This window comes from Micromonospora sp. NPDC002411 (assembly GCF_053592955.1).
In genome coordinates this window covers 1-20,574 of the sequence record NZ_JBSFBM010000038.1, presented here as the reverse complement: position 1 = coordinate 20,574, position 20,574 = coordinate 1, and the positions used below count along the sequence as shown (strand labels likewise).

Sequence of the window (20,574 nt, the reverse complement as noted above, 5' to 3'; positions counted from 1 at the left end):
CGCGCAGCCTCCGACCCCCGTCGATATGGAGACCAGTCGATGACTACCGGGCTGGCCCGCGTCACCATCAGCGCGCCGCAACGACGGCTGGACGTCGCCCTGCCGGAGCAGGTGCCCCTGGCCGAACTGCTGCCTGACGTGCTCCGACACGCCGGCGTCGGGTTGGCCGACGACGGCGAGCAGCACGGCGGTTGGGTCCTGCGCCGCACCGACGGCGGGGTGCTCGCGACCGCCCAGGCGCTGTTGCCGCAGGGTGTCCGCGACGGCGAGGTGCTGCACCTGGTGCCGGCCCGTGCGCACTGGCCCGAGTTGGAGTACGACGACGTGGTCGAGGCGATCGCCGACGGCGCCCGCCGCCGAGGCGGTGCCTGGTCGCCCACCGCCACCCGCGTCGCCAGCCTGGCCGGTGCCGCCGTCCCGCTCGCCGTCGGACTGCTGGCCCTGTTCGTCAGCGGCCCGACGCACCGGCCCGGCTGGTTGGCGGCCGCCGCGGTGGCGCTGGTGCTCACCGTGGCCGGCGCGGTGGCCTCCCGCGCCAACGGCGACGGAACGACCGGGGCGACGCTGGGCGGCTACGCGCTGCCGTACGCGTTCACGGCCGGCGCCCTCGCGGTCGGCTCCGGCGACCCGGTCGCGCCGTTCGGCCCGGCCCGCTGGGTGGGCGCCCCCGAACTGCTGGCCGGCTCGGTGGCACTGCTGCTGGTGGCGCTGATCGGCCTACTCGGGGTGGCCAGCCGGCTACGGGTCTTCGTCGCCGGCGTCACGGTCGGCCTGACCGGTGCCGGTGCCGCGCTCGGTGGGCTGCTGCTGACCCCGGCCGGCACGGCGGCGGTGCTGCTCAGCGCGCTGGTCTTCGCCGTCGGCGTGATCCCGCTGCTGGCCATCCGGCTGGGCAAGCTGCCCCTGCCGCCCATCACCCTGCCGACCTCGGCCCCCGTGGACGAGCCCGAGCGGGCCCGCGATCTCCCGGACCGCAGCCGGGTGCACGCCGCGGTGATCCGTACCGAGGAGATGCTCACCGGCATGTTGATCGGGCACGCCGTGCTGGCGGTGGCCGCAGCGGTCGTACTAGGGGTCGTCGGTGGAACGGCCGGCCGGGTGCTCGTGGCGGTCACCTCGGCCGTGCTGCTGCTGCGCTCTCGACTGTTCGTGGCGCTGCGGCACCGGGTTCCGACGGTGCTCGCCGGCCTCGCCGGCTACGCGGTGCTCGGCACCGTACTGGTCGGCCGGGTCGACGAGCCGGCGCGGCTCGCGCTGGTCCTGGGTGGCGCGGTGCTGGCCCTGGTGACGATCGCCGCCGGCACCGGGTACGCCCGCCGGCCAGTCTCCCCGTACGTCGGACGGGCTGCCGACCTCACCGACACGGCGCTGGTGGTCGCCGTGGTGCCGATCGCCTGCGCGGTGCTCGACCTGTACGACAGGGCCCGGGGGCTGCTCGGTTGAGCGGCCACCGGGCCCGGTGCGTCACTGTGTGTCAGTGGATGGTCTCGCCACGCGCCTCGGCGTCCCTGGCCCGCTGGTAGGAGGCGTGGATCTCGGCCTCGGCCTCGGTGCGGCCGACCCAGGTCGCGCCCTCCACCGACTTGCCGGGCTCCAGGTCCTTGTACACCTCGAAGAAGTGCTGGATCTCCAGCCGGTCGAACTCGCCGAGGTGGTGGATGTCGCGCAGGTGCTCCTGACGAGGATCCTCGTAGGGCACGCAGAGGACCTTGTCGTCCCCGCCCTTCTCGTCGGTCATCCGGAACATGCCGATGGTGCGGCAGCGGATCAGGCAACCCGGGAAGGTCGGCTCGGGGACCAGCACCAGCGCGTCCAGCGGGTCGCCGTCCTCGCCCAGAGTGCCCTCGATGAACCCGTAGTCCGCCGGGTACTGAGTCGAGGTGAAGAGGGTGCGGTCCAGCCGGATCCGGCCGGTCTTGTGGTCCACCTCGTACTTGTTCCGGTGACCTTTGGGGATCTCAACCGTCACGTCGAAATCCATCTGCACGCTCCCTCGTCTGCCCACGCTGGCTAACGGAACCACTGGCGCCCTCCGGACAGGTGAATGCCCACCCGCCGACTCCGGCCGCCGCATAGTCTTCGGACCGAAGTAGTGTCACCCAAGCCGATTTTCGCTGGGGGAGGAGGGGGTCGTGGGGAGGGAAGATTCACACTACCGCCCGGACGGGGGCTCCGGGCACGGTACCGGACGATCCGGTTCCGGCGGTGCGACGGGTCGCGTCCCGGTGCCTGAGGCTCACCTTCCACGGCCTCCCGAGCCGGCTAACCAGCCGCCGGAGGTGTCGCCCGAGAGGCCTCCGCCGCTGCCCTGGCGCCCGCCGGGCGGGTCACCCCCTCCCGGCCCGAACAACGGTCGCTTCCCGGTGCTCGGCGGTGACCGACCGGCGAGCGGCAGGCCGCAGGGAAACGCCTCGGTTCCGGTCAGTCCCGTTTCGGGCGGTTCGCCGCGGGGCAGTGCGTCGGTTCCGGTCAGTCCCGCGCCGGGCGGTTCGTCGCGCGGCAGTGCCTCGGTCCCGGTGAGCACCGCGCCGCTCAGCCCGGCGTCCGGCCACGCCCCGAACACTCCCGGCGGCGTCCCGCCGCTGGGCCCGCCGATCTCCGCGCTGCCCGCGTCCGCCGATGCCGCGCCCGCGCCCGCACCCGTCACGCCGGGCCGCCGTCGGCGGCTGCCGGTGGTGCTGGCCGTCGTGCTGTTGCTGGTGCTCGCCGGCGTCGGAGTCGTCGTCACCCGACCCGGCCCGGTCGCCGGCTGGCTGGGCGACGACGCCGGGTCCGGCCCGAAGGCTGCCGCTGTGACCCCGGATCCCGATCCGTCGGACGTGCTGGCCGGCCCGGACGCGAACGCGCCGTTGCCCACCGCCGACGGGGTTCGTGCCGTGCTCGACCCGCTGGTCGGCGTCGCCGCACTCGGCAGCCGGGTGAACGTCTCGGTGGCCGACGTGATCTCCGGCCAGACACTGTTCGCCAAGGGCGCGGACGACGGCACGGTCCCCGCCTCGGTGACCAAGCTGGCGACCGGGGTGACCGCGCTGGCCGCCCGTGGACCCGGTTACCGGATACCCACCCGCGCCGTCGCCGGTGCGAAGGCCGGCGAAGTGGTGATCATCGGGGGCGGCGATCCCACCCTGGCGATCGACAAGAAGGGCTACTACCCGGGGGCGGCACGCCTGGACGACCTGGCTTCCCAGGTGCGCACCGCGCTCGGCGGGGCCACCCCGACCAGTGTGACCGTCGACGGGTCGGTCTACTCCGGCCCGGTCTACGGCCCGGGCTGGGACGACGACATCCCCACCGGCGGGTCCGGCGGCGCGGTGACGGCGTTGATGACCGACGGCGCGCGCAGGGACCCGAGCGTCGACCACGGGGCGGCCGCGCGGTTCGCCGAACCGGACCTGGCCGCCGGCAAGGCGTTCGCCCGGCTGCTCGGCGTGCCGACCGACACCGTGAAGCGTGGCACGGCGCCGGCTCCGGCGCAGGCCGCAGCCGGTGGCACCCCGGCACCCGGTGCCGAGTTGGGCGTGGTGCAGTCCCCGCCGATGATCCGGATGGTCGACATCATGATCAGCGAGAGCGACAACCTGGTGGCCGAGGCGTTGGCCCGCCAGGTCGCGTTGGCCCGTAACCAGCCGGCCTCGTTCGACGGTGGCGCCGCCGCGATGGACGCGCAGGTGGCCGAGCTGGGTCTGCCGGCCGACGAGATCACGCTCTCCGACGGCAGCGGGTTGTCCCGCCGCAACCGGATCAGCCCGTCGCTGCTGACCGACCTGATCCGGCTGGCGGCCAGCCCGGACCATCCGGAGTTGGCCGGCGTGTTCGGCGGTCTGCCGGTGGGCGGCTGGTCCGGGACCCTGGACGAGCGCTACCGGAACACCCCCGGCACCGCCGCCGGTGCGGGCAGCGTCCGGGCCAAGACCGGCACGCTGACCGCCGTGCACTCCATCGCGGGCCTGGTCACCACCGCCGACGGTCGGCTGCTCACCTTCGCCGTGCTCACCGACCAGGTGCCGGGCGGGAAGGAGACCGCCCAGCCGGCGCTGGACCGGATCACCGCCGCGTTGGCCGGCTGCGGCTGCGGCTGACGGTCGCCGAGCCGGGGTCGTCCGACCCCTGCCGGACCGGCCATCGGCGTCGATCGAGGACGCGAGGCCGGGCCGGGGTGTCGCGGCGCGGGTACGGTGGGTTCATGGCGCAGTTCGTGGACTGGGATCTGGCCGCCGCCACCGCGGGGGCGTTGAGCAAGTCGGGCCCCCGGGTGTCGTACGCCGAGGCCACCGACGTGGTCGGCGACCTGCGGCGGCTGACCGACGAGGCGGCCGGGCACGTGGCCGACTACACGGGGTTGACGGCGCAGGTGTCACACCCGCCGGTGCGGGTGGTCGACCGCCGCGACTGGGCGGCGACCAACATCGCCGGCCTCCGTGAGGTGATCACCCCGCTGGTGAGCCGGCTCTCCGGTGACAAGCAGCCGGGCGCGTTGACCGAGGCGATCGGGTCCAGGTTGACCGGGGTGCAGGCCGGGACGGTGCTGGCCTACCTCTCCGGCCGGGTGCTCGGCCAGTACGAGGTCTTCTCAGCCGACCCGGGCCAACTGCTGCTCGTCGCGCCGAACATCGTCGAGGTGGAGCGCAAGCTCGGCGCCGACCCACGGGACTTCCGCCTCTGGGTCTGTCTGCACGAGGTGACCCACCGGACCCAGTTCACGGCAGTCCCGTGGATGCGGGCCTACTTCCTGAGCGAGGTGCAGGCGTTCGTCGACGCCTCGTCCAGCGGGAGCGAGCACCTGGTCGAGCGCTTGCGGCGCGGGGTGGCCACCCTGTCCGAGGCGGTCCGCGACCAGGACAGCCGCACCAGCGTGCTGGACATCGTGCAGACCCCGGCGCAGCGGGCCGTGCTGGACCGGCTCACCGCGTTGATGACCCTGCTGGAGGGGCACGCCGAGTTCGTCATGGACGGCGTCGGGCCCCAGGTGATCCCGAGCGTGGAGCGGATCCGGGCGTCGTTCAACCGCCGCCGTGAGGCTGGCAATCCGCTGGAGAAGGCGATCCGTCGGCTGCTCGGGGTGGACGTCAAGATGCGCCAGTACGCCGAGGGGCGCAAGTTCGTGCACGGTGTGGTGGAGCGGGTCGGCATGGAGGGTTTCAACTCCATCTTCAACTCGCCGCTCACGCTGCCCCGGCTGTCGGAGCTCGGCGACCCGGACGCCTGGGTCGCCCGGGTGCACGGTCCGGCCGGCACCATCCCGGCCGCTGGCTGACCACCCGACGGTGGCCGTGCTCGCTCCGCCGGTGGCCGCGATCCGGGTGGCGGTCCGCCGTGCTCTGACCGGTCTGCCTTCGGAGGGGCCGGTGCTGGTCGCGTGCTCGGGCGGCGCCGACTCGCTTGCTCTCGCGGCGGCCACCGTGTTCGTGGCACCCCGTCTGGGTCGCGGCACGGTGCTCGTCAGCGTCGACCACGGCCTGCAGAGCGGCTCCGCGGAGCGTGCCGAGGCGGTGGCCGCGTGGGCCCGTGAAGCCGGTTTCACGGCCGCGTCGGTGGCCCGGGTGGAGGTGGCGGGGCGTCCGGGTGGGCCGGAGGCGGCTGCTCGGGACGTTCGGTACGAGGCACTGGCCGAGGCCGCCCGGCAGCACGACGCGGTAGCTGTGCTCACCGGGCACACACGTGACGACCAGGCGGAGACCGTGCTGCTCGCGCTCGCCAGGGGTGCCGGTCCACGCGGGCTCGCGGGGATGCCGGCCCGGCGTGAGCTGGACGGTGTGCCGCTGCTGCGTCCGCTGTTGGAGATCGGCCGGGACGAGACGCGCGCCGCGTGCGCCGTGCTCGGGTTGAGCCCGTGGCAGGACCCGCACAACACCGACCCGTCGTACGCCCGGTCCCGGGTGCGGGCCGACCTGCTCCCGGCGTTGGTGCGGGCGCTCGGGCCCGGGGTGGTGGACAACCTCGCGCGTACCGCCCGGTTGGTGGCGGCCGACAACGCCGCGCTCGACGAGTTGGCGGGGACGGCGCTGGCGGCGGCTCGGCACCCCGACGGAGGGCTCTCCGCGCCGGCGTTGCTCGCCCTGACCCCTGCGGTACGCGGCCGGGTGCTGCACGCCTGGGCGCGGGAGCTGGGCGCCCAGCCGGGTGCGTTGTCGCACCGGCACGTCGGCGCGCTGGACGCTCTGGTCACCGCCTGGCACGGTCAGGGCCCGATGGACCTGCCCGGCGGCGTCCGGGTCCTCCGCCGCGCCGACCGGCTGGCCCCCGTAGCCGTCGGCTGAAACGCCGCCTGCCGGGCCGGGTCGCGGTCGGTAGAGCCGCTGTCAGCCGCTGTGTGCCCGGTCCCGGAAGGTGGTCCGGTAGCTGTGTGGGGTGGCGCCGACCCGGCGGCTGAAGTGGTGGCGCAGCGCCGCCGCGTCGCCGAAGCCGGCCTGGTCGGCGACTGCCTCCACGCTCAACGGGGTCTCCTCCAGCAGCCGGCGGGCCAGTAACACCCGCTGGTTGGTGAGCCAGTCGTGCGGGGTGGTGCCGGTCTCGGCGCGGAAGCGGCGGGCGAACGTCCTGGGTGCCATGCCAGCGCGCGCGGCCAACTCCTCCACGGTGATCGTCCGGTCCAGGTGGCCCATCAGCCACTCCAGCACCGGCTCCAGGGTGGGTGCCTCGGGTGCCTTCGGGATGGGCGCCTCGACGTACTGGGACTGGCCGCCGTCGCGGTGCGGCGGGACCACCATCCGCCGGGCCAGCCGGGTCGCCGTGGCCGAGCCGTGCTCCTGGCGGATCAGGTGCAGGCAGGCGTCGATGCCGGCCGCCGTGCCGGCGCTGGTGAGCAGCCGACCGTCCTGGACGTAGAGCGAGTTGCACCGCACGCGGGCGCGGGGGTGCCGGTGTTGCAGCTCGTCCACGTGCCGCCAGTGGGTCGTGCACTCCCGGTCGTCGAGCAGCCCGGCCGCGCCGAGCAGGAAGGCCCCGGAGCAGACGCTGAACAGGTACGCCCCGCGCGCGTCGGCACGGCGGAGCGCGTCGAGCACCGGGCCGGGGACGGTGGTGCCCTGGCTGTGCGCGGGTACGGCGACCAGGTCGGCCTCGTCGACCGGCCCGAGGTCGGCGTGTGGCGTGAGGTGGAAGCCGGACGACGTACGCACCGGAGCGCCGTCGGGGCTGCACACCTGGAAGCGGTAGCCGGGGAATCCGTCGGCGGTGCGGTCGGTGCCGAACACCTCGGCGAGCACGCCGAGCTCGAACGGAGCGACCTGGTCGAGGGCGAGGACGGCAACGGATCGGAGCATGTGACGAGGGTAACCCGACAGGTGGCAGTAAATCGATGGTCACTGGCATTCCTGCCACTGTCCGGGCGGTTCGGGTGGGCGCAGACTGGTCTCAGTCCGGTGCGCACCGGCGGCGAAACCGACAGCAACCATGCGAAAGCGAGCGCCGCCATGGAGTTCCTGTTCCTTCTCCTGTTCCTCGTCCTGCTCGCCGCCGCCTCGGCGGCCGGGCTCACCGCGGACAGCCACGATTCGGCCGACTGGAAGCCGAGCGATGACGGTCGCCGATGGCGTTCCCGTACCAACTGATGTGATTAGCTCGATTTGCGTAGAAAATCCTTGGCGGGACCGCGCCAAAAGGTGCGGCCCCGCCGACGGAGGCCATCCGACGTACGGCAGGCTAGGAGTCATGGCTGACGGCTCCTGGTACGACGCCGACATCGACCACGTGATCATTTCTGAGGCGCAGATCCGCGAGAAGACGGCGGAGCTGGCCAAGCAGGTCTCCGCCGACTACGCCCACGTGGGCGACGGACTGCTGCTGGTGTGCGTACTCAAGGGTGCGGTGATGTTCATGGCGGACTTCGCCCGGGCGTTGGGCCGCAACGGCCCGCCGGCCGAGCTGGACTTCATGGCCATCTCCTCCTACGGCCAGGGCACCACCTCGTCCGGCGTGGTCCGCATCCTTAAGGACCTGGACCGGGACATCGCCGGTCGGCACGTGGTGGTCGTCGAGGACATCGTCGACTCCGGGCTCACCCTCTCCTGGCTGCTGCGCTACCTGGAGTCACGCTCGGCGGCGAGCGTCGAGGTGGTCGCGCTGTTCCGCAAGCCGGACGCGGTCAAGGTGCCGGTCCCGGTGAAGTACGTCGGCTTCGACATCCCCACCGAGTTCGTGGTCGGGTACGGCCTGGACTTCGGTGAGCGCTACCGAGAGCTGCCGTACGTCGGCGTGCTCAAGCCCGAGGTCTACGCCCGCTCCTGACGTCCCGGCTGCGAGCCGTAGCGGCGGCTCGACGGCGGTATGAGGCCCATTCGCATCGGCATCCATCAAGCCGACGTTCAGCGCGCTCTCAGGTGTTGCGGTTACCGTGGACCACGGTGGCCCGGAGGTTACTCCGCGCCCGACCCCCTCGACCGCGTGACCGGGCGTTCGGGTGGCCGGGCCGGACTCCCCGCCACGCCGGTTCCGACCCGGGGCGTTTGATGGTGCACGACTGCGGGGCTCGCAAGCTCACTCCTCGCGTACACGGTGTACCGTCGAATGACCGCGGCGCGGCAGTTTTCGCGCCTCGGGGTCGAGGCCGGCCCGCACGGCGGCTCCGGCCGCCGCACACGCGGCGACACCATCAGACGGTCAGGACGTCGATCAGGAGGATGCGGGCGCCCCGGCGCTCGACAACAGTATGGAACGTACGCGTTTCTTCCGCCGACCGGTGGTCTGGATCATCCTGGTCATCCTCGGCGCCGTTGTGCTCAGTCAACTGTTCACCGCTGGTCCCAGCTACCACCGCGTGGACACTTCCGTTGCGCTCGATCAGCTGCACACCGCCAAAATCAAAAAGGTCGTCTTCCAGGACAAGGAGCAGACGGTCCAACTGGACCTCGCTCAGAAGACGAAGTTCGGCAAGACCGAGACCGACAAGATCGAGGCTCAGTTCCCGTACCAGGCTGGCGACCAGATCTGGAACGAGGTGCTGGACGCCAAGGCGGCCAACCGGGTCACCGGCCCGGCCGACGTCAAGGTCTCCTCGGACAGCATCTGGGTGAGCCTGCTGGTCAACCTGCTGCCGATCGCGCTGCTCGTCCTTCTGCTGCTGTTCTTCATGTCGCAGATGCAGGGCGGCGGCTCCCGGGTGCTCAACTTCGGCAAGTCCAAGGCGAAGATGATCACCAAGGACACTCCGAAGACGACCTTCGCGGACGTCGCGGGTGCCGAGGAGGCCGTCGAGGAACTGCACGAGATCAAGGACTTCCTGCAGAACCCCGCGAAGTACCAGGCTCTGGGCGCCAAGATCCCGAAGGGCGTGCTGCTGTTCGGCCCGCCCGGCACCGGTAAGACCCTGCTGGCCCGCGCGGTCGCCGGGGAGGCCGGGGTGCCCTTCTACTCCATCTCCGGCTCCGACTTCGTGGAGATGTTCGTCGGTGTCGGCGCGAGCCGGGTCCGCGACCTCTTCGAGCAGGCCAAGGCGAACGCCCCGGCGATCGTCTTCGTCGACGAGATCGACGCCGTCGGCCGGCACCGTGGCGCCGGCATGGGCGGCGGTCACGACGAGCGGGAGCAGACGCTCAACCAGCTGCTCGTCGAGATGGACGGCTTCGACACCAAGGGCGGGGTCATCCTGATCGCCGCCACCAACCGGCCGGACATCCTCGACCCGGCGCTGCTGCGCCCAGGCCGGTTCGACCGGCAGATCCCGGTGGACGCCCCCGACATGGAGGGTCGCAAGGCCATCCTGCGGGTGCACGCCAAGGGCAAGCCGTTCACCCCCGACGTCGACCTCGACTCGGTGGCACGGCGTACCCCGGGCTTCAGCGGCGCCGACCTGGCCAACGTGATCAACGAGTCGGCCCTGCTCACCGCCCGCAAGGACCAGCGGGCGATCACCAACGACTCGCTGGAAGAGTCGATCGACCGGGTGATCGCGGGTCCGCAGCGACGGACCCGCGTGATGAGCGACCAGGAAAAGAAGATCACCGCGTACCACGAGGGTGGGCACGCGCTGGTCGCCTGGGCGCTGCCGCACGCCGCGCCGGTGCACAAGGTGACGATCCTGTCGCGTGGCCGCTCGCTGGGCCACACCCTGGTGCTCCCCACCGAGGACAAGTACACCCAGACGCGCGCCGAAATGATCGACACCCTGGCGTACGCGCTGGGCGGTCGGGCCGCCGAGGAGCTGGTCTTCCACGAGCCGACCACCGGTGCCGGCAACGACATCGAGAAGGCCACCCAACTGGCCCGCGCGATGATCACCCAGTACGGCATGAGCTCCAAGCTCGGCGCGATCAAGTACGGCACCAGCGGAGACGAGCCGTTCCTCGGCCGCAACATGGGCCACGAGCGGGACTACTCGGACTCGGTGGCCGCCGAGATCGACGGCGAGATGCGGGCACTGGTCGAGCTGGCGCACGACGAGGCCTGGGAGATCCTGGTGGAATACCGGGACGTCCTGGACAACATCGTGCTCGAGCTGATGGAGAAGGAGACTCTCTCCACCGCCGACATGGCGCGGATCTGCTCCCGGGTGGTCAAGCGCCCGCCGCTGGCACCGTACAACGGCTTCGGCAAGCGCCAGCCCTCCACCGAGCCGCCCGTGCTCACCCCTGCGGAGAAGGACAAGCTCAAGGCGCAGGCCCAGGCTGACGGCGCGCAGGCGTCGGTCGGCGGTGGGGCGCCGTCCAACAACTCGGACGGCACGCACTGAGCAACGACCCGACGGCCAGCTCCCCCCACCGGGAGCTGGCCGTCTCTGCGACCGAACCCGACGGCGACGACGAGCTGGACTACGTGGCCGCGCGGCTGATCAGCGGCAAGCTGACCGGCCGCCCGGTCGAGGACGCCGTCGACCTGAGCCGGATCGAGAAGGCCGTCCGCGAGATCCTGATCGCGGTCGGTGAGGACCCGGACCGCGACGGGCTCCAACAGACCCCGGCCCGGGTCGCCCGCGCGTACGCCGAGCTCTTCGCCGGGCTGCGGGTCGACCCGGCGCAGGTCCTCAGCACCACCTTCGAGGCCAACCACGAAGAACTGGTGATCGTCCGGGACATCGACGTGATGAGCCTCTGCGAGCATCACCTGCTGCCGTTCCGGGGCAGCGCGCACATCGGCTACATCCCCGGCCCGGACGGGCGGATCACCGGCCTGTCCAAGCTGGCCCGGCTGGTCGAGGTCTTCGCCCGTCGACCCCAGGTGCAGGAGCGGCTCACCTCCCAGGTCGCCGACCTGCTGATGAGCAAACTCGAACCACGCGGGGTCGTCGTCGTGCTCGAGTGCGAGCACATGTGCATGGCGATGCGCGGCATCCAGAAGTCCGGTGCCAAGACCATCACGTCAGCGGTGCGCGGCATCCTGCAGACGGACTCGAAGTCGCGGGCCGAGGCGATGGCGCTGATCATCCCCCGCTGACCCACCGACACACCACGGCCGGCCGACCCCTCCCGGGACGGCCGGCCGGTTCCGTTCCTGCCCCAACCGCGCCCCGCGAGCCCTCGCTGGTCAGCCGGCGAGCAGGGCCAGCAGCAGACCGGCCGTGACCAGCACCGCCGGCACCAGACACACCAGCGCGCCGAAGCGCACCGTGCGGTCCAGCCGCTCAGCCGGGCCGACGCGGAACAACCGCCCGATGCCCACCCAGCCGGCGACGAACGCGACCGCCGGCATCGGCAGCCCACAGATCAGCGCCGCCACGGTGGCCGGCCCGATGCCCGTGGCCGCGTACACCGCGACCTGGATCAACGGCACCACCAGCGCCAACGGCCCGTACACCAGGAGGTTGCGCGCCCAGACCGACCACGACCCCGGCCGGAACCGGCGGCGCGTGCCCAACGCCGCGTCCGCCGCCTCGGCCCGACCCCGCGCGGCCCGCAGCGCCGCCAGCACCGCCGCCGGGCCGCCCGCCATCGACCGGGCCGCCTCGGTCAGCTCCGGCGGCGACGGCACCAGGGAGATCGCCGGTACGCCCAGCTCCCGCAGCCTCTCCTGCTGACTCGCCAGCCCGGTTCGGACAGCCGTCAGCTCCTCCCGGGCGGCCTCCGCCGACCGGGCCTGCTCACCGGCTGCGGCAGCCGCGCTGCGGCGTACCCCATCCAGCTGACGCGCCGCGGCCAGGTACTCCGCCCAGACCGCGCTGGGCTCGACCGCCGTCGGCGTGACCTCGCCGTTCGCCGAAGCAGACCGCTGCCGTCCCGGCCCGGTCACCGTCGCATTCGGACCCACCTCGACACCTCCCGCTCGCGCCACCGGATCAGCCGGTCTCGTCAGCGAACGGCACCAGGACCCGGCCCCGCTCGTCGGGACCGTCCCACAGCACCGCCCGGTCGGGGCGAACCTGCCACTCCACCGGTCGCCCGAAGACGGCGGTGAGCTGCGGGACCGGCACGTCCAGCACGACCACGGCGGCCAGCTTGTCGACCTCGCCCGCCGGCTCGAACAACGCCGCGAACGGCGGCACCGCACGCCACCAGCCCAGCAGGTGCCTCCCGGTCGGAGGCCCGTCCCGCAGCAACGCCCGCAGCCGGTCCACCGGCAACTCCCGGGGGCCCGGCCGGTCCAGACCGAAGACCACCAGGTACGTCGGCAGGTCATCGGCCGAATCCGCCAGCAGCGTCGGCAGGTCCACCACCTCGGCCGAATGCCGGGTGGCCAGCTCGGCGGTCAACGCCTCCGCCAGCGCCCGCGAGCTCGGATCCGGTGCCGCCACCAGAAAACGAGCGGTGCCCGGCGGATGATGGTCGGCGGTGCTCCGGGCGGCCGTCGCCAACAGCCCGCCCGCCGCGGCACCCGAACCCAGCACCGCGAGGTTACGCCCGGCCGCCGGCCCCAACGGCACGGCGACCGTCGAGCGGGCCAGGTCCACCGCACGGCCCAGCAGCGCGGCCGGCCCGTGCGCCTGCCCGGCCAACGCCGCCCGGTGCCGCGGATCGTTGCTCAGCAGAGGTCGGGCGTAACCGGCGAAAACCACCGGCGGCACCGACCCGGCAGGGCGGGCCGCCCACAACTCGTGCCGAAGCTCCTCCACCACCTCCGGGTGGTCCTGCGGGTCCGGATAGCGGATCAGGCGTTCGTGACCCCGGATCGCACCCCGAGGACCGCCGAGCCCTCCGGCGGTGTTGACCACCGCGCTGCCCACCGGCAGGCCGGCCGCCGAGTCGTTCGTCGGCTCCAGCACCGGGCTGCCGCCCGGCAACGCCACCCGCACCGGAAACTGCCCGAGCACCGAATCCCGGTGACCGGCGTCCGCGCGGACACTCAACCCCAGCTCACCCGCGCCGGCCAACACCAGGTGTACGCCGAACGCCCGACCGGACCGGGCCAGCCCGTCCACCTGGGCCGCCACCTCGGCGGCCAGCCGGTCCCGCTCGGCGAAGAGCAACGGCACGTTCTCCACCACACAGACGATTCGGGGCAGCGACTGATGCTGACGCAGCTCCGCGAACCGTTGCCCGCCGGCCCGCGCCGCCGCCTCCGCCCGCCTCCGCACCTCGGCCGTCAGCTCGTCGAGCAGGTCCCGCACGTACTCCCGGTCCGCGGCCATCGCGGCAGCCCGCACCTGCGGAATCCACGACCGGTCCCGCTCGGTCTGCAGGAACTCCACGAAGGACTCACCCTCGCCGAGATCCGCCAGGTAGAGCGACAGCTCGTCCGGGCCGTACCGGGCGGCCAGGCCCAGCAACGCCGTGGTCAGGAACGCCGCACGGCCCCCTGCGGAACGGCCACTCACCAGCCAGTGCGGCGTCAACTCGGTGAAGCCCAGCGGCACCGACCGGCCTCCGGCATCGCCGACAGTTGTCGTCATTCCGTCCACGGAGTCTGACTCCCACAGACGCTCACCCGTCGGCGGCAGCAGAGCCGCCAACGCCAACCGTGAACCCGCCTCCACCTGCTCGGCCAGCCGTCGACAAACCGCATCCACCAACTCGGCCGGCGGATCCGACTCCACGAACACCGGCGAGTTCAACCCACCCGGGGGATCCGCGCCCGGCCCGGCGAAGGACGCCCCCGGCGGATCGCCGACCAACGCGTACGCGTTGCGTAAGGCCACAGCGGTGGTACGCGGGAGCGGCGCCCGGACCGCGTACGGGCCGGCCGGGGGCCAACCGGCCACCACCAGATGCAACCCCGCCACCGGGCCCTGCTCGGCCAGCGCCTCAAGCCGTGCCAGGTCGCTCGGGCCAGTCGACTCCGGCAACGCCGCGACCACCAACAACAACGTGCGGTCGTGGCGACGCCGCCCACTCGCACCCGGCGTGACCCACTGCTCTGCCTCGGTCAACACCGCACGCAGACCCGTCACATCCACCGCAGGCGGCGGCAACAGGCCAGCATCGGCGAGCGGACCGAACGACGTCAGCACCGAACCAGTGGCATCCACCGCACGAACCAACAGGGCACCCGCCGGTGTCGCACCCAACAACCGCAGGAGTACGGCCCGGAGCAGACCCGCCACCCGCGGCTCCCGGGCGTCCGCGTCCACGCTCAGATGACCGGTGCCCACCAACGGCACCAACGCGGGAAATCGGGCGTCATCCAACGGCGTCGCCGTGCCGACCCGCACGAACAGCGGCGGACCATCACCCGCCGGAGTGTCCACGGTCAGTGAGTCCAGTGCCGCACCCGACCAACCCGGAGCCAGTCGTGCCGCGACCTCGCGCAGGCGGTCGGCCACCTCGTACTGGCGGCGTTGATCGGCCGGGGCCGGTCGCGTCTCGTCCAGGATCCCGGCAGCGGCGGTCGCGACTGCCGCCGCCCGACGGTGCAGAGCTGCGGCGCGGTTCGTACGTGCCTTCGGACCGGCCACCGCGTCCACCCCCTCTGCCCGAGGTTGGCAACCCCTCCCCAGCAGAGACGGTATCCCAGCCGGGTCCGCTCCTCCGGGAGGTGCCTCGGCGGTGCGCCGGGGATGTCGTGGATCTCACCGGTGGGGAGGGGTCCGTCACGATCCGCTGGATCTGAGGCATTGGCTCCGAGGCGTCCAGCCGATAACTTCAGGAGGTGGAATCAGTGCAGCCCCCCGCCGGTTCCCAGGTCTCCCGCGTACCGGCCCAACGGGCACCGTCCGAGCAGCTGCCGCCGGCTGCGGCACCACCGGCGCCTCAGCCGCCGCGCCGTCGAATGCGGACCGTGTTCACGGTCGTCGCCGGGGTCCTCGCTGTGCTCTGCATGGCCGGAGCCGTCACGGGCTATGTGCTGTACAACCGGGCGGCAGCCCCCGATCGCAGCGCACCCGACGTGGCCGTGGACAACTACCTACGCGCATTCCTCGTGGACCGCAACGACGCGAGAGCAGACCTTTACACCTGCGAGGGTGGGGCGCAGTTGGAGGCTATCCGGACCCTGCGGAGCGACCTCCTTGTGCGTGAGCAGCAACTTGGCGTCACTATCCATGTCAGTTGGGGCAGCCTGGAGGTCAATGACCACGGCAGCACCAGCTCGGTCGTGACGGTCATTCGGCGTAGCGCCACGGTGGATGGCGTGCAGCAGAGCCTGACGGACACGTGGCGATTCGACGTCGAGAAGCAAAATGGCTGGCTGGTCTGTAGCGGTAGCAAGGTTGATTGACCTCACTCGACCCACAACAAGTGGACCGGCACCTCCAAGGTGGTGGGTGACTGGCCGCGCCAGGCCCATCGGTACCACTCCACCTCCGGCGTGATCCGGACGCAGATGTCTCCCTCCGCACCCGAGTAGGTCTCGGTGACTGCCCGCAGGTCGCGATGTTCAAGGCCGCCCTCGACGTGCACCACCCGCCGACCGGTCACCGCGTCGGCCTCGAAGACGGGTGTGGGTGGCCGGTGTGCTGGTCCGTCCAGCGAGACCAACCGGATGCCGGTCTCCCGCTCACCCTCCGCCACTGGGCGGCTGCCAACCGTCTCCACCCAGACCCGCTCGACCGGCACCAGCGGAGCGAACACCTCCACCTGATCGGCTTCGGCCCGGTACCACTCGTGCTCGGGGATCACCGGCACGTAGGTCCGGGCGTTCTGCACCACCCGGTCGTCCGCGCGCAGGTCTCCTCGCCAACCCAACCCCGGCAGCCCTACCAGCACCCGTCGCCCACGTAGCTCCACCCGCTCGGTGGCGGGCACGACGGTCAGCGGCCGGGGCGGCCGGGGCGCCCAGTCTGGCTGATCGGCGAACGGGTCCGGCAACGGTCCGGTCATGCTTGCGGTGGCCTCACTCGGCGGCACGCAGCGGGGCGCCCCGCTCGCGCATGAACGGAACCGGATCGACGGCGCCGGAGCTCTTCCGGTTGTTGCGCTCGTGCACCTCAAAGTGCAGATGCGGGCCGGAGGAGTTGCCGCTGCTGCCCACCTGCCCGATCACGTCGCCTGCCGCAACGATCTGATGCACCGTGACGCGCGGCTGGACCACCATGTGGCAGTAGCGGGTGATGTAGCCACCGGCGTGCAGCAGGTCGACGTACCAGCCGCAGCCGCCCTTGTCCGGGTACCCGTCGACGTTGCAGTCCCGGCGATTCCTGTTGTCGGGGTCGCAATCAGCGACCAGTACTCGACCGGCCGCCGCAGCGCGTATCTCGGTGCCCTTCGCCGCGCCGATGTCCACCCCGTGGTGACTGGGTCGGCTGGCGGTGCGGAAGCCGGATCCGACGTCGCCGGGGATCGGTGCGGTCCAACCGGAGGCAGCAATCTCGCCGCGCTCGGCCGCGTCGCACACCGCCTTGCCGTTGATCTCGACGGTGCGGGCCGCGCCGCCGGCCAGCGCGTTCACGAGCTTGCTGGCCAACTCCTCGTGCTTGGCGTACGCGTCCGGATAGGCGCTGACCTGGACCTGCTGCGCCACCACCGTCAGCGGTCGGCGCTGCCAACTGCGGACCTTGACCAACTTCTCGTAGAACTTTCGAGCTGCATACGAGGGAGTCAGCCGCTCGGCGACCGACCCCCAACCGGGCCGTTGCTGGAACAGCCCCAGCGAGTCGTGGTCGGCCCCGACGCCCTCGTTCGGCAGGCTGAGGGACTCGGGCTCGGCTCTGTTCGCCAGGTTGCGCAGGGCTGACTCCTGCATCGCGGTTGCCAGGGCGATCACCCAACCCCGCGAGGGGACGCCCATGTCCTGACCGACCTTGATGATGATCGCGGCGTTGCGGACCTGCGCGTCGCCGTACTCGGTGAACCGCGGCAACTCGCCCACGATGTCCACCGGACGGACCGGTCCGCAACCCCAGCCAGCCAGGTTGTCCCCGTCCTCCGCGTCGCCGCCGAGCCCACTCAGGAAGAACGCCGCGGTCCCGCCGGTGCAGCAGAGCAGAAGCAGCACACCGGTGAGCATCGTGGCGATCACGCCGACCCGCACCGGCCGGCGAAGGGCAGGACCCCTGCCGGCAGTCACGGCCGCTCCCAATCCACCACGTCGACCATCCACCCCTTGTCGGAGGTGACCAGTTCCAGCCGCAGCCGACCGTTGTCCAGCGGAAGTAGCAACTCGACGAACGTCTCGGTGCGCTCCCGCATGGTCGGTGGGCCGGTGACCTGCTCGGCGGGCACAGTCTCGGGTTCGGCACCGGCCAACTTCTCGCTCAGGGCCGGCGTGGAGAGCGGCCGGAGGCCGGCCTGCCACTCCTCGGTGGTCATCCCGGGGCGACCCAGCCATGCCTTCGCGAAACGGTCTGCGGTCTGTTCGGGCGTTCGGGCACCGGGGGACGTCACCGGTGACGGCGGAGCCTCGTTGGAGAGCACACCGTCGTCACCGGTCGTCGGGTCCACTGTGGTGATCGGCTTGTTCGGGCGGCTGCTCAAACCGTCCGTCGGATCGAGAGAGCCAGACATCAACCGGGCTGCGCCGAGCACGCCGAACACGAGTACAGCGATGACCAACGCAACGCCCAGCCGGGACCGCAACGCCCGGGTGAAGAGGAACTCCAGCGCCCGTCGCATCACCGTCACCGCGCCTCTGAGCGCACCCGCGGTCCGGAGCGGTCCGGCGTGCGCTCCGTCGACCCCGGCCGGTAGACGACGAACGACGGGTTCTCGGCCGGCACGTCCGGCTCGGTCCACGTTGCCGGCTGCCGGCGACGTGGCTGAGGGGCGACAGGGCGGCCCCGGCCTCCGGTCTCGGCCGCCGGTGCCTCGTCGGGGCGTTCCCGGCCGTCGGGGCGTCCCCTCTCACGCTGACCCTCGACGGCGGCCGACGGCGTCGGAACCGGGTCCTCCCGGCGGGCCTCCGGGCGCAGTCGGGTCTGCTCCGCGTCGGGTGACCGTCGACGCCCGCCCACCGGCTCGGCCGTGCCGCCCGGCTCTGCCACGTCCAGTCGTGCAGCGGTCCGCATGTCGCGGAAGAATCGGCGGTGCCAGGAGCCGGCCGAACTGACCGCCTCGCTGCTGTCCTTGCCGCCGAGTTGGGTGATCCGTCGGTACGGCCGCAGCAACAGCCAGCCGACCACCCCGCAGAGCCAGACGAGCACTACCTGAAGCCAACCTGCCAGGGTTGGTGTGCTCATGATCAGATCCACCGCGAAAAGGTAGATCGCGGCCCCGGTGCCGAAGATGGCGATGTTGAACACCGCGGCGACCACGGCGTTCGCCAACCGTCGTAGGCCGGCGCTGGCGGGCCGGAGCAGACCCACGGTACCCAGGATCGGTGCCGCGATCACCGCCCATCGGAAGATGAGGAAACCCAGCAGGACCAGCAACGACGCCGTCAGGTCGAACATCGCGAAGAGCAACGCGGCCAGCACCGCGATGAACCCCGCGCCGACCCGGTCCATGTCCCGCACGCCCTGGAGGTACTCGTACGCCTCCGGGTCCTCGGTCTGGATCTGCTGGGCAACCCGTGCCCACTGTTGCTGCTTGGCCTTGATGGTCGCCTCCCGGGTAGCCGGGTTGGCGCGCAGCTTCTCGGCCTCTTCCCAGGAGAGCGCCTTGGCGTCGTACAAGGCGGGGCCATACTTGCGGGCGGTCTCGCTGTCCGCCGAACCCAGCACCCCGCGGAGCCAGTTCCGGTAAAGCATGGTCTCGGTAGCGGTGTCGCTGGCTCGGACGGCGGGCGTGCGGAGGTCCTTACAACGGTTCGGGTCGGGGTCGAGGCACCGCCCGGGGTCCGGCTCCTTCGCCTGCGGGCCGACGGCGTCATGCACGACTCCGAGACTTGTGACAAGTGCGCCATCCGCGATATTGGCCGACTTGACCGGCCAGGCGGCAAGTGCCGTGACCGCGACCATCACCAGAAGCGCCCAGCCTGCGGTGGTCATCGCGTTGCTCATGTCTGACTGACGGGACCGCCAGAGCAGATAGAGCCCCACCACGCAGAGGGTGATGATGCCGAAGACGCTGAACACCTTCTCGTACACGGCCTTGGTGGCCTGCTCGACCAGCGGGTCCGCCCAGCCCCACATCGAGCCGGGGTCCCAGGCACGCTCACGAAGTGCGTTGGACGCACCGATGATTGCCGTGGCGGCCATGAATTCGCCATTGGCGATCGTGGTGGTGAACTTGTAGTCCGGATGCAGCACGCTGGAGGCGCAGCCACCTTCGATGTCGTAGGTGTTGTAGCTGTAGCCACCGTAGCCGTAAAGGCTGTACCGGCCTGCCACTCCATTCGCTGCGTCCTTCGGCGGTGCTGCGGCGAACCAGCCGGCGAGGCCCGAGTCCGGAGTGCCCGGGGTCGGCGCGTTACGGCACTTGACCTCGTCTTCGCTTACTGTCTGAAGCTTCTGTACGCAGGCGCGGAAGTCGGCCTGCCATTCGGCTGTCGTGCAGAGGTCGGCGCGGGCCTGGGCGACGGGCGGTGCGGCGGCTGCGGCCTCCGCACCGATCAGCGGCCAGGTGAGGGTGGCCCCGGCCAGGACGCCGAGGGCGAGCAGAAACGACGCGATCCTTGCCCGGGCCCCAGGGCCAGCGGCCCGGCCCTCCGCCTCGGCTCGACCGAGGACCTTGACCCAGGCCCTAGCCATGTCACGCCTCCAGATCCGGCAGGGGGATGCTCGGTAGGACTCCGGCCGCCGCGGCGATCGCGGCCGGCGTCGTGTCGAGGTGGTCCAGCAGCCCTTCGACGTACGAGACGTCGACGCGGACCTTCTGCACCCGGCCGTCGACGTCGCGCATCACGAACTCGCGGAAGCCGAGGCGGGAGGCCGAGTTGGTGTCGGCGGCGGAGAGCGAAGCGAGAGTGGCCTCGTAGCCGTCGTTCACCGGCACCCGCAGCAGTCGCAGCGCTTCGGAGGCGATCTCGGCGTCCTCAGCGATGCGGCCGACGAAGACAGTGGAGACGAGGTTCTGCACGTCGAGGCCGAGGATGTCGCGGGGGTTCTGCGAGGCGACCAGCGCGGCGAGGTTCCACTTACGGGAGTCGCGGGCGAGCCGGACCAGGAACGAGCGCCCGGACCGCCAACCCTCCATGAAGTGCGCCTCGTCCAGGCCGACCAGCTTGCGGGACGACATCGAGCCGCCGTAGCAGCGCCGGACGGCGAGCCGGTGCGCGGTGTGCAGCATCGGCAGGGCCAGCGCCTCCTCGGCCGACCAGTACTCGCGTTCGATCTTGAGGTCGGGCAACCGTAGCCCGGCCATGGTGATCACGGTGAGTGCGGCGTCGGCGCCGAGCAGCCCTTCCGGGGGACGGCCGAAGAAGAGCATGGCCAGGGGCATCTCGGCCGTGTCCAGC

At 71.8% G+C, this 20,574-nt stretch carries 18 protein-coding genes; 9 read left to right on the top strand and 9 right to left on the bottom strand.

What is annotated here, in order from left to right; genetic code table 11:
• The first annotated feature begins 39 nt into the window (after positions 1 to 39).
• A complete protein-coding gene (gene eccD / locus ACWCO3_RS07610; RefSeq protein WP_357935390.1) occupies positions 40 to 1,443 on the top strand; it encodes a type VII secretion integral membrane protein EccD in 1,404 nt (467 codons plus the stop codon).
• A 31-nt stretch (positions 1,444 to 1,474) separates the two neighbouring features.
• On the opposite strand, the gene ACWCO3_RS07605 is transcribed toward eccD, so the two are convergent.
• On the bottom strand, positions 1,475 to 1,981 hold the full coding sequence (locus ACWCO3_RS07605) for an inorganic diphosphatase (RefSeq protein ID WP_354882602.1): 507 nt from the start codon (positions 1,979 to 1,981) through the stop codon (positions 1,475 to 1,477).
• Between the two features lie 622 nt (positions 1,982 to 2,603).
• Between ACWCO3_RS07605 and dacB the strand changes: the two genes are divergently transcribed.
• The 3 genes from dacB to tilS all read left to right on the top strand — a co-directional run bounded on the left by dacB (position 2,604) and on the right by tilS (position 6,257).
• Complete coding sequence (gene dacB, locus ACWCO3_RS07600; RefSeq protein ID WP_450009019.1) at positions 2,604 to 4,079, top strand: D-alanyl-D-alanine carboxypeptidase/D-alanyl-D-alanine endopeptidase; 1,476 nt, start codon at positions 2,604 to 2,606, stop codon at positions 4,077 to 4,079.
• Between the two features lie 104 nt (positions 4,080 to 4,183).
• On the top strand, positions 4,184 to 5,254 hold the full coding sequence (locus ACWCO3_RS07595) for a zinc-dependent metalloprotease (protein ID WP_088991339.1): 1,071 nt from the start codon (positions 4,184 to 4,186) through the stop codon (positions 5,252 to 5,254).
• Positions 5,255 to 5,264: 10 nt separating this feature from the next.
• Positions 5,265 to 6,257, top strand: coding sequence for a tRNA lysidine(34) synthetase TilS (gene tilS / locus ACWCO3_RS07590; RefSeq protein ID WP_450009009.1), 993 nt, complete (start codon positions 5,265 to 5,267; stop codon positions 6,255 to 6,257).
• Positions 6,258 to 6,299: 42 nt separating this feature from the next.
• Here the strand turns inward: tilS and ACWCO3_RS07585 are convergent, their stop codons facing one another.
• Complete coding sequence (locus ACWCO3_RS07585; protein ID WP_145778586.1) at positions 6,300 to 7,262, bottom strand: GlxA family transcriptional regulator; 963 nt, start codon at positions 7,260 to 7,262, stop codon at positions 6,300 to 6,302.
• Between the two features lie 99 nt (positions 7,263 to 7,361).
• Here ACWCO3_RS07585 and ACWCO3_RS07580 point away from each other — a divergent pair, with 99 nt between their 5' ends.
• From ACWCO3_RS07580 to folE, 4 genes are all read left to right on the top strand, one after another.
• The gene (locus tag ACWCO3_RS07580; RefSeq protein ID WP_357840944.1) at positions 7,362 to 7,550 is read left to right on the top strand and encodes a hypothetical protein; all 189 of its coding nucleotides are present in this window, start codon (positions 7,362 to 7,364) and stop codon (positions 7,548 to 7,550) included.
• 100 nt (positions 7,551 to 7,650) lie between these two features.
• Complete coding sequence (hpt, locus tag ACWCO3_RS07575; RefSeq protein ID WP_030328005.1) at positions 7,651 to 8,226, top strand: hypoxanthine phosphoribosyltransferase; 576 nt, start codon at positions 7,651 to 7,653, stop codon at positions 8,224 to 8,226.
• Positions 8,227 to 8,647: 421 nt separating this feature from the next.
• Complete coding sequence (gene ftsH / locus ACWCO3_RS07570) at positions 8,648 to 10,666, top strand: ATP-dependent zinc metalloprotease FtsH (protein ID WP_145778587.1); 2,019 nt, start codon at positions 8,648 to 8,650, stop codon at positions 10,664 to 10,666.
• Between the two features lie 35 nt (positions 10,667 to 10,701).
• Positions 10,702 to 11,367: a GTP cyclohydrolase I FolE gene (folE, locus tag ACWCO3_RS07565; RefSeq protein WP_423438235.1), complete on the top strand. Its 666-nt coding sequence runs from the start codon at positions 10,702 to 10,704 to the stop codon at positions 11,365 to 11,367.
• 90 nt (positions 11,368 to 11,457) lie between these two features.
• Here folE and ACWCO3_RS07560 read toward each other — a convergent pair whose 3' ends face one another.
• Positions 11,458 to 12,177: a hypothetical protein gene (locus ACWCO3_RS07560; protein ID WP_423438108.1), complete on the bottom strand. Its 720-nt coding sequence runs from the start codon at positions 12,175 to 12,177 to the stop codon at positions 11,458 to 11,460.
• Between the two features lie 28 nt (positions 12,178 to 12,205).
• A complete protein-coding gene (locus tag ACWCO3_RS07555; protein ID WP_450009006.1) occupies positions 12,206 to 14,767 on the bottom strand; it encodes an FtsK/SpoIIIE domain-containing protein in 2,562 nt (853 codons plus the stop codon).
• A gap of 194 nt (positions 14,768 to 14,961) precedes the next feature.
• Between ACWCO3_RS07555 and ACWCO3_RS07550 the strand changes: the two genes are divergently transcribed.
• A complete protein-coding gene (locus tag ACWCO3_RS07550) occupies positions 14,962 to 15,519 on the top strand; it encodes a hypothetical protein (RefSeq protein ID WP_450009016.1) in 558 nt (185 codons plus the stop codon).
• Between the two features lie 2 nt (positions 15,520 to 15,521).
• Here ACWCO3_RS07550 and ACWCO3_RS07545 read toward each other — a convergent pair whose 3' ends face one another.
• The 5 genes from ACWCO3_RS07545 to ACWCO3_RS07525 form a co-directional block, all read right to left on the bottom strand.
• Positions 15,522 to 16,121, bottom strand: coding sequence for a hypothetical protein (locus ACWCO3_RS07545; RefSeq protein ID WP_145778592.1), 600 nt, complete (start codon positions 16,119 to 16,121; stop codon positions 15,522 to 15,524).
• A 13-nt stretch (positions 16,122 to 16,134) separates the two neighbouring features.
• The gene (locus ACWCO3_RS07540) at positions 16,135 to 17,307 is read right to left on the bottom strand and encodes a M23 family metallopeptidase (RefSeq protein WP_450009004.1); all 1,173 of its coding nucleotides are present in this window, start codon (positions 17,305 to 17,307) and stop codon (positions 16,135 to 16,137) included.
• Positions 17,304 to 17,852 (bottom strand): hypothetical protein, encoded by a 549-nt coding sequence (locus ACWCO3_RS07535; RefSeq protein WP_435821729.1) that lies wholly within the window; start codon positions 17,850 to 17,852, stop codon positions 17,304 to 17,306. The genes ACWCO3_RS07540 and ACWCO3_RS07535 overlap by 4 nt, the downstream gene beginning before the upstream one ends.
• 5 nt (positions 17,853 to 17,857) lie before the next feature.
• The gene (locus ACWCO3_RS07530; RefSeq protein WP_450009003.1) at positions 17,858 to 19,867 is read right to left on the bottom strand and encodes an MFS transporter; all 2,010 of its coding nucleotides are present in this window, start codon (positions 19,865 to 19,867) and stop codon (positions 17,858 to 17,860) included.
• A gap of 1 nt (position 19,868) precedes the next feature.
• Positions 19,869 to 20,574: ATP-binding protein (locus ACWCO3_RS07525; protein ID WP_450009001.1), on the bottom strand; the 706-nt coding region annotated here is incomplete at its 5' end.

What these genes read in the sequence shown, in the direction of transcription:
- ACWCO3_RS07545 (WP_145778592.1), bottom strand. Translation starts at nt 16,121, where the DNA reads ATGACCGGACCGTTGCCGGACCCGTTCGCCGATCAGCCAGACTGGGCG.
- eccD (WP_357935390.1), top strand. Translation starts at nt 40, where the DNA reads ATGACTACCGGGCTGGCCCGCGTCACCATCAGCGCGCCGCAACGACGG.
- ftsH (WP_145778587.1), top strand. Translation starts at nt 8,648, where the DNA reads ATGGAACGTACGCGTTTCTTCCGCCGACCGGTGGTCTGGATCATCCTG.
- ACWCO3_RS07605 (WP_354882602.1), bottom strand. Translation starts at nt 1,981, where the DNA reads ATGGATTTCGACGTGACGGTTGAGATCCCCAAAGGTCACCGGAACAAG.
- hpt (WP_030328005.1), top strand. Translation starts at nt 7,651, where the DNA reads ATGGCTGACGGCTCCTGGTACGACGCCGACATCGACCACGTGATCATT.
- ACWCO3_RS07595 (WP_088991339.1), top strand. Translation starts at nt 4,184, where the DNA reads ATGGCGCAGTTCGTGGACTGGGATCTGGCCGCCGCCACCGCGGGGGCG.
- ACWCO3_RS07585 (WP_145778586.1), bottom strand. Translation starts at nt 7,262, where the DNA reads ATGCTCCGATCCGTTGCCGTCCTCGCCCTCGACCAGGTCGCTCCGTTC.
- ACWCO3_RS07535 (WP_435821729.1), bottom strand. Translation starts at nt 17,852, where the DNA reads ATGCGACGGGCGCTGGAGTTCCTCTTCACCCGGGCGTTGCGGTCCCGG.
- ACWCO3_RS07530 (WP_450009003.1), bottom strand. Translation starts at nt 19,867, where the DNA reads ATGGCTAGGGCCTGGGTCAAGGTCCTCGGTCGAGCCGAGGCGGAGGGC.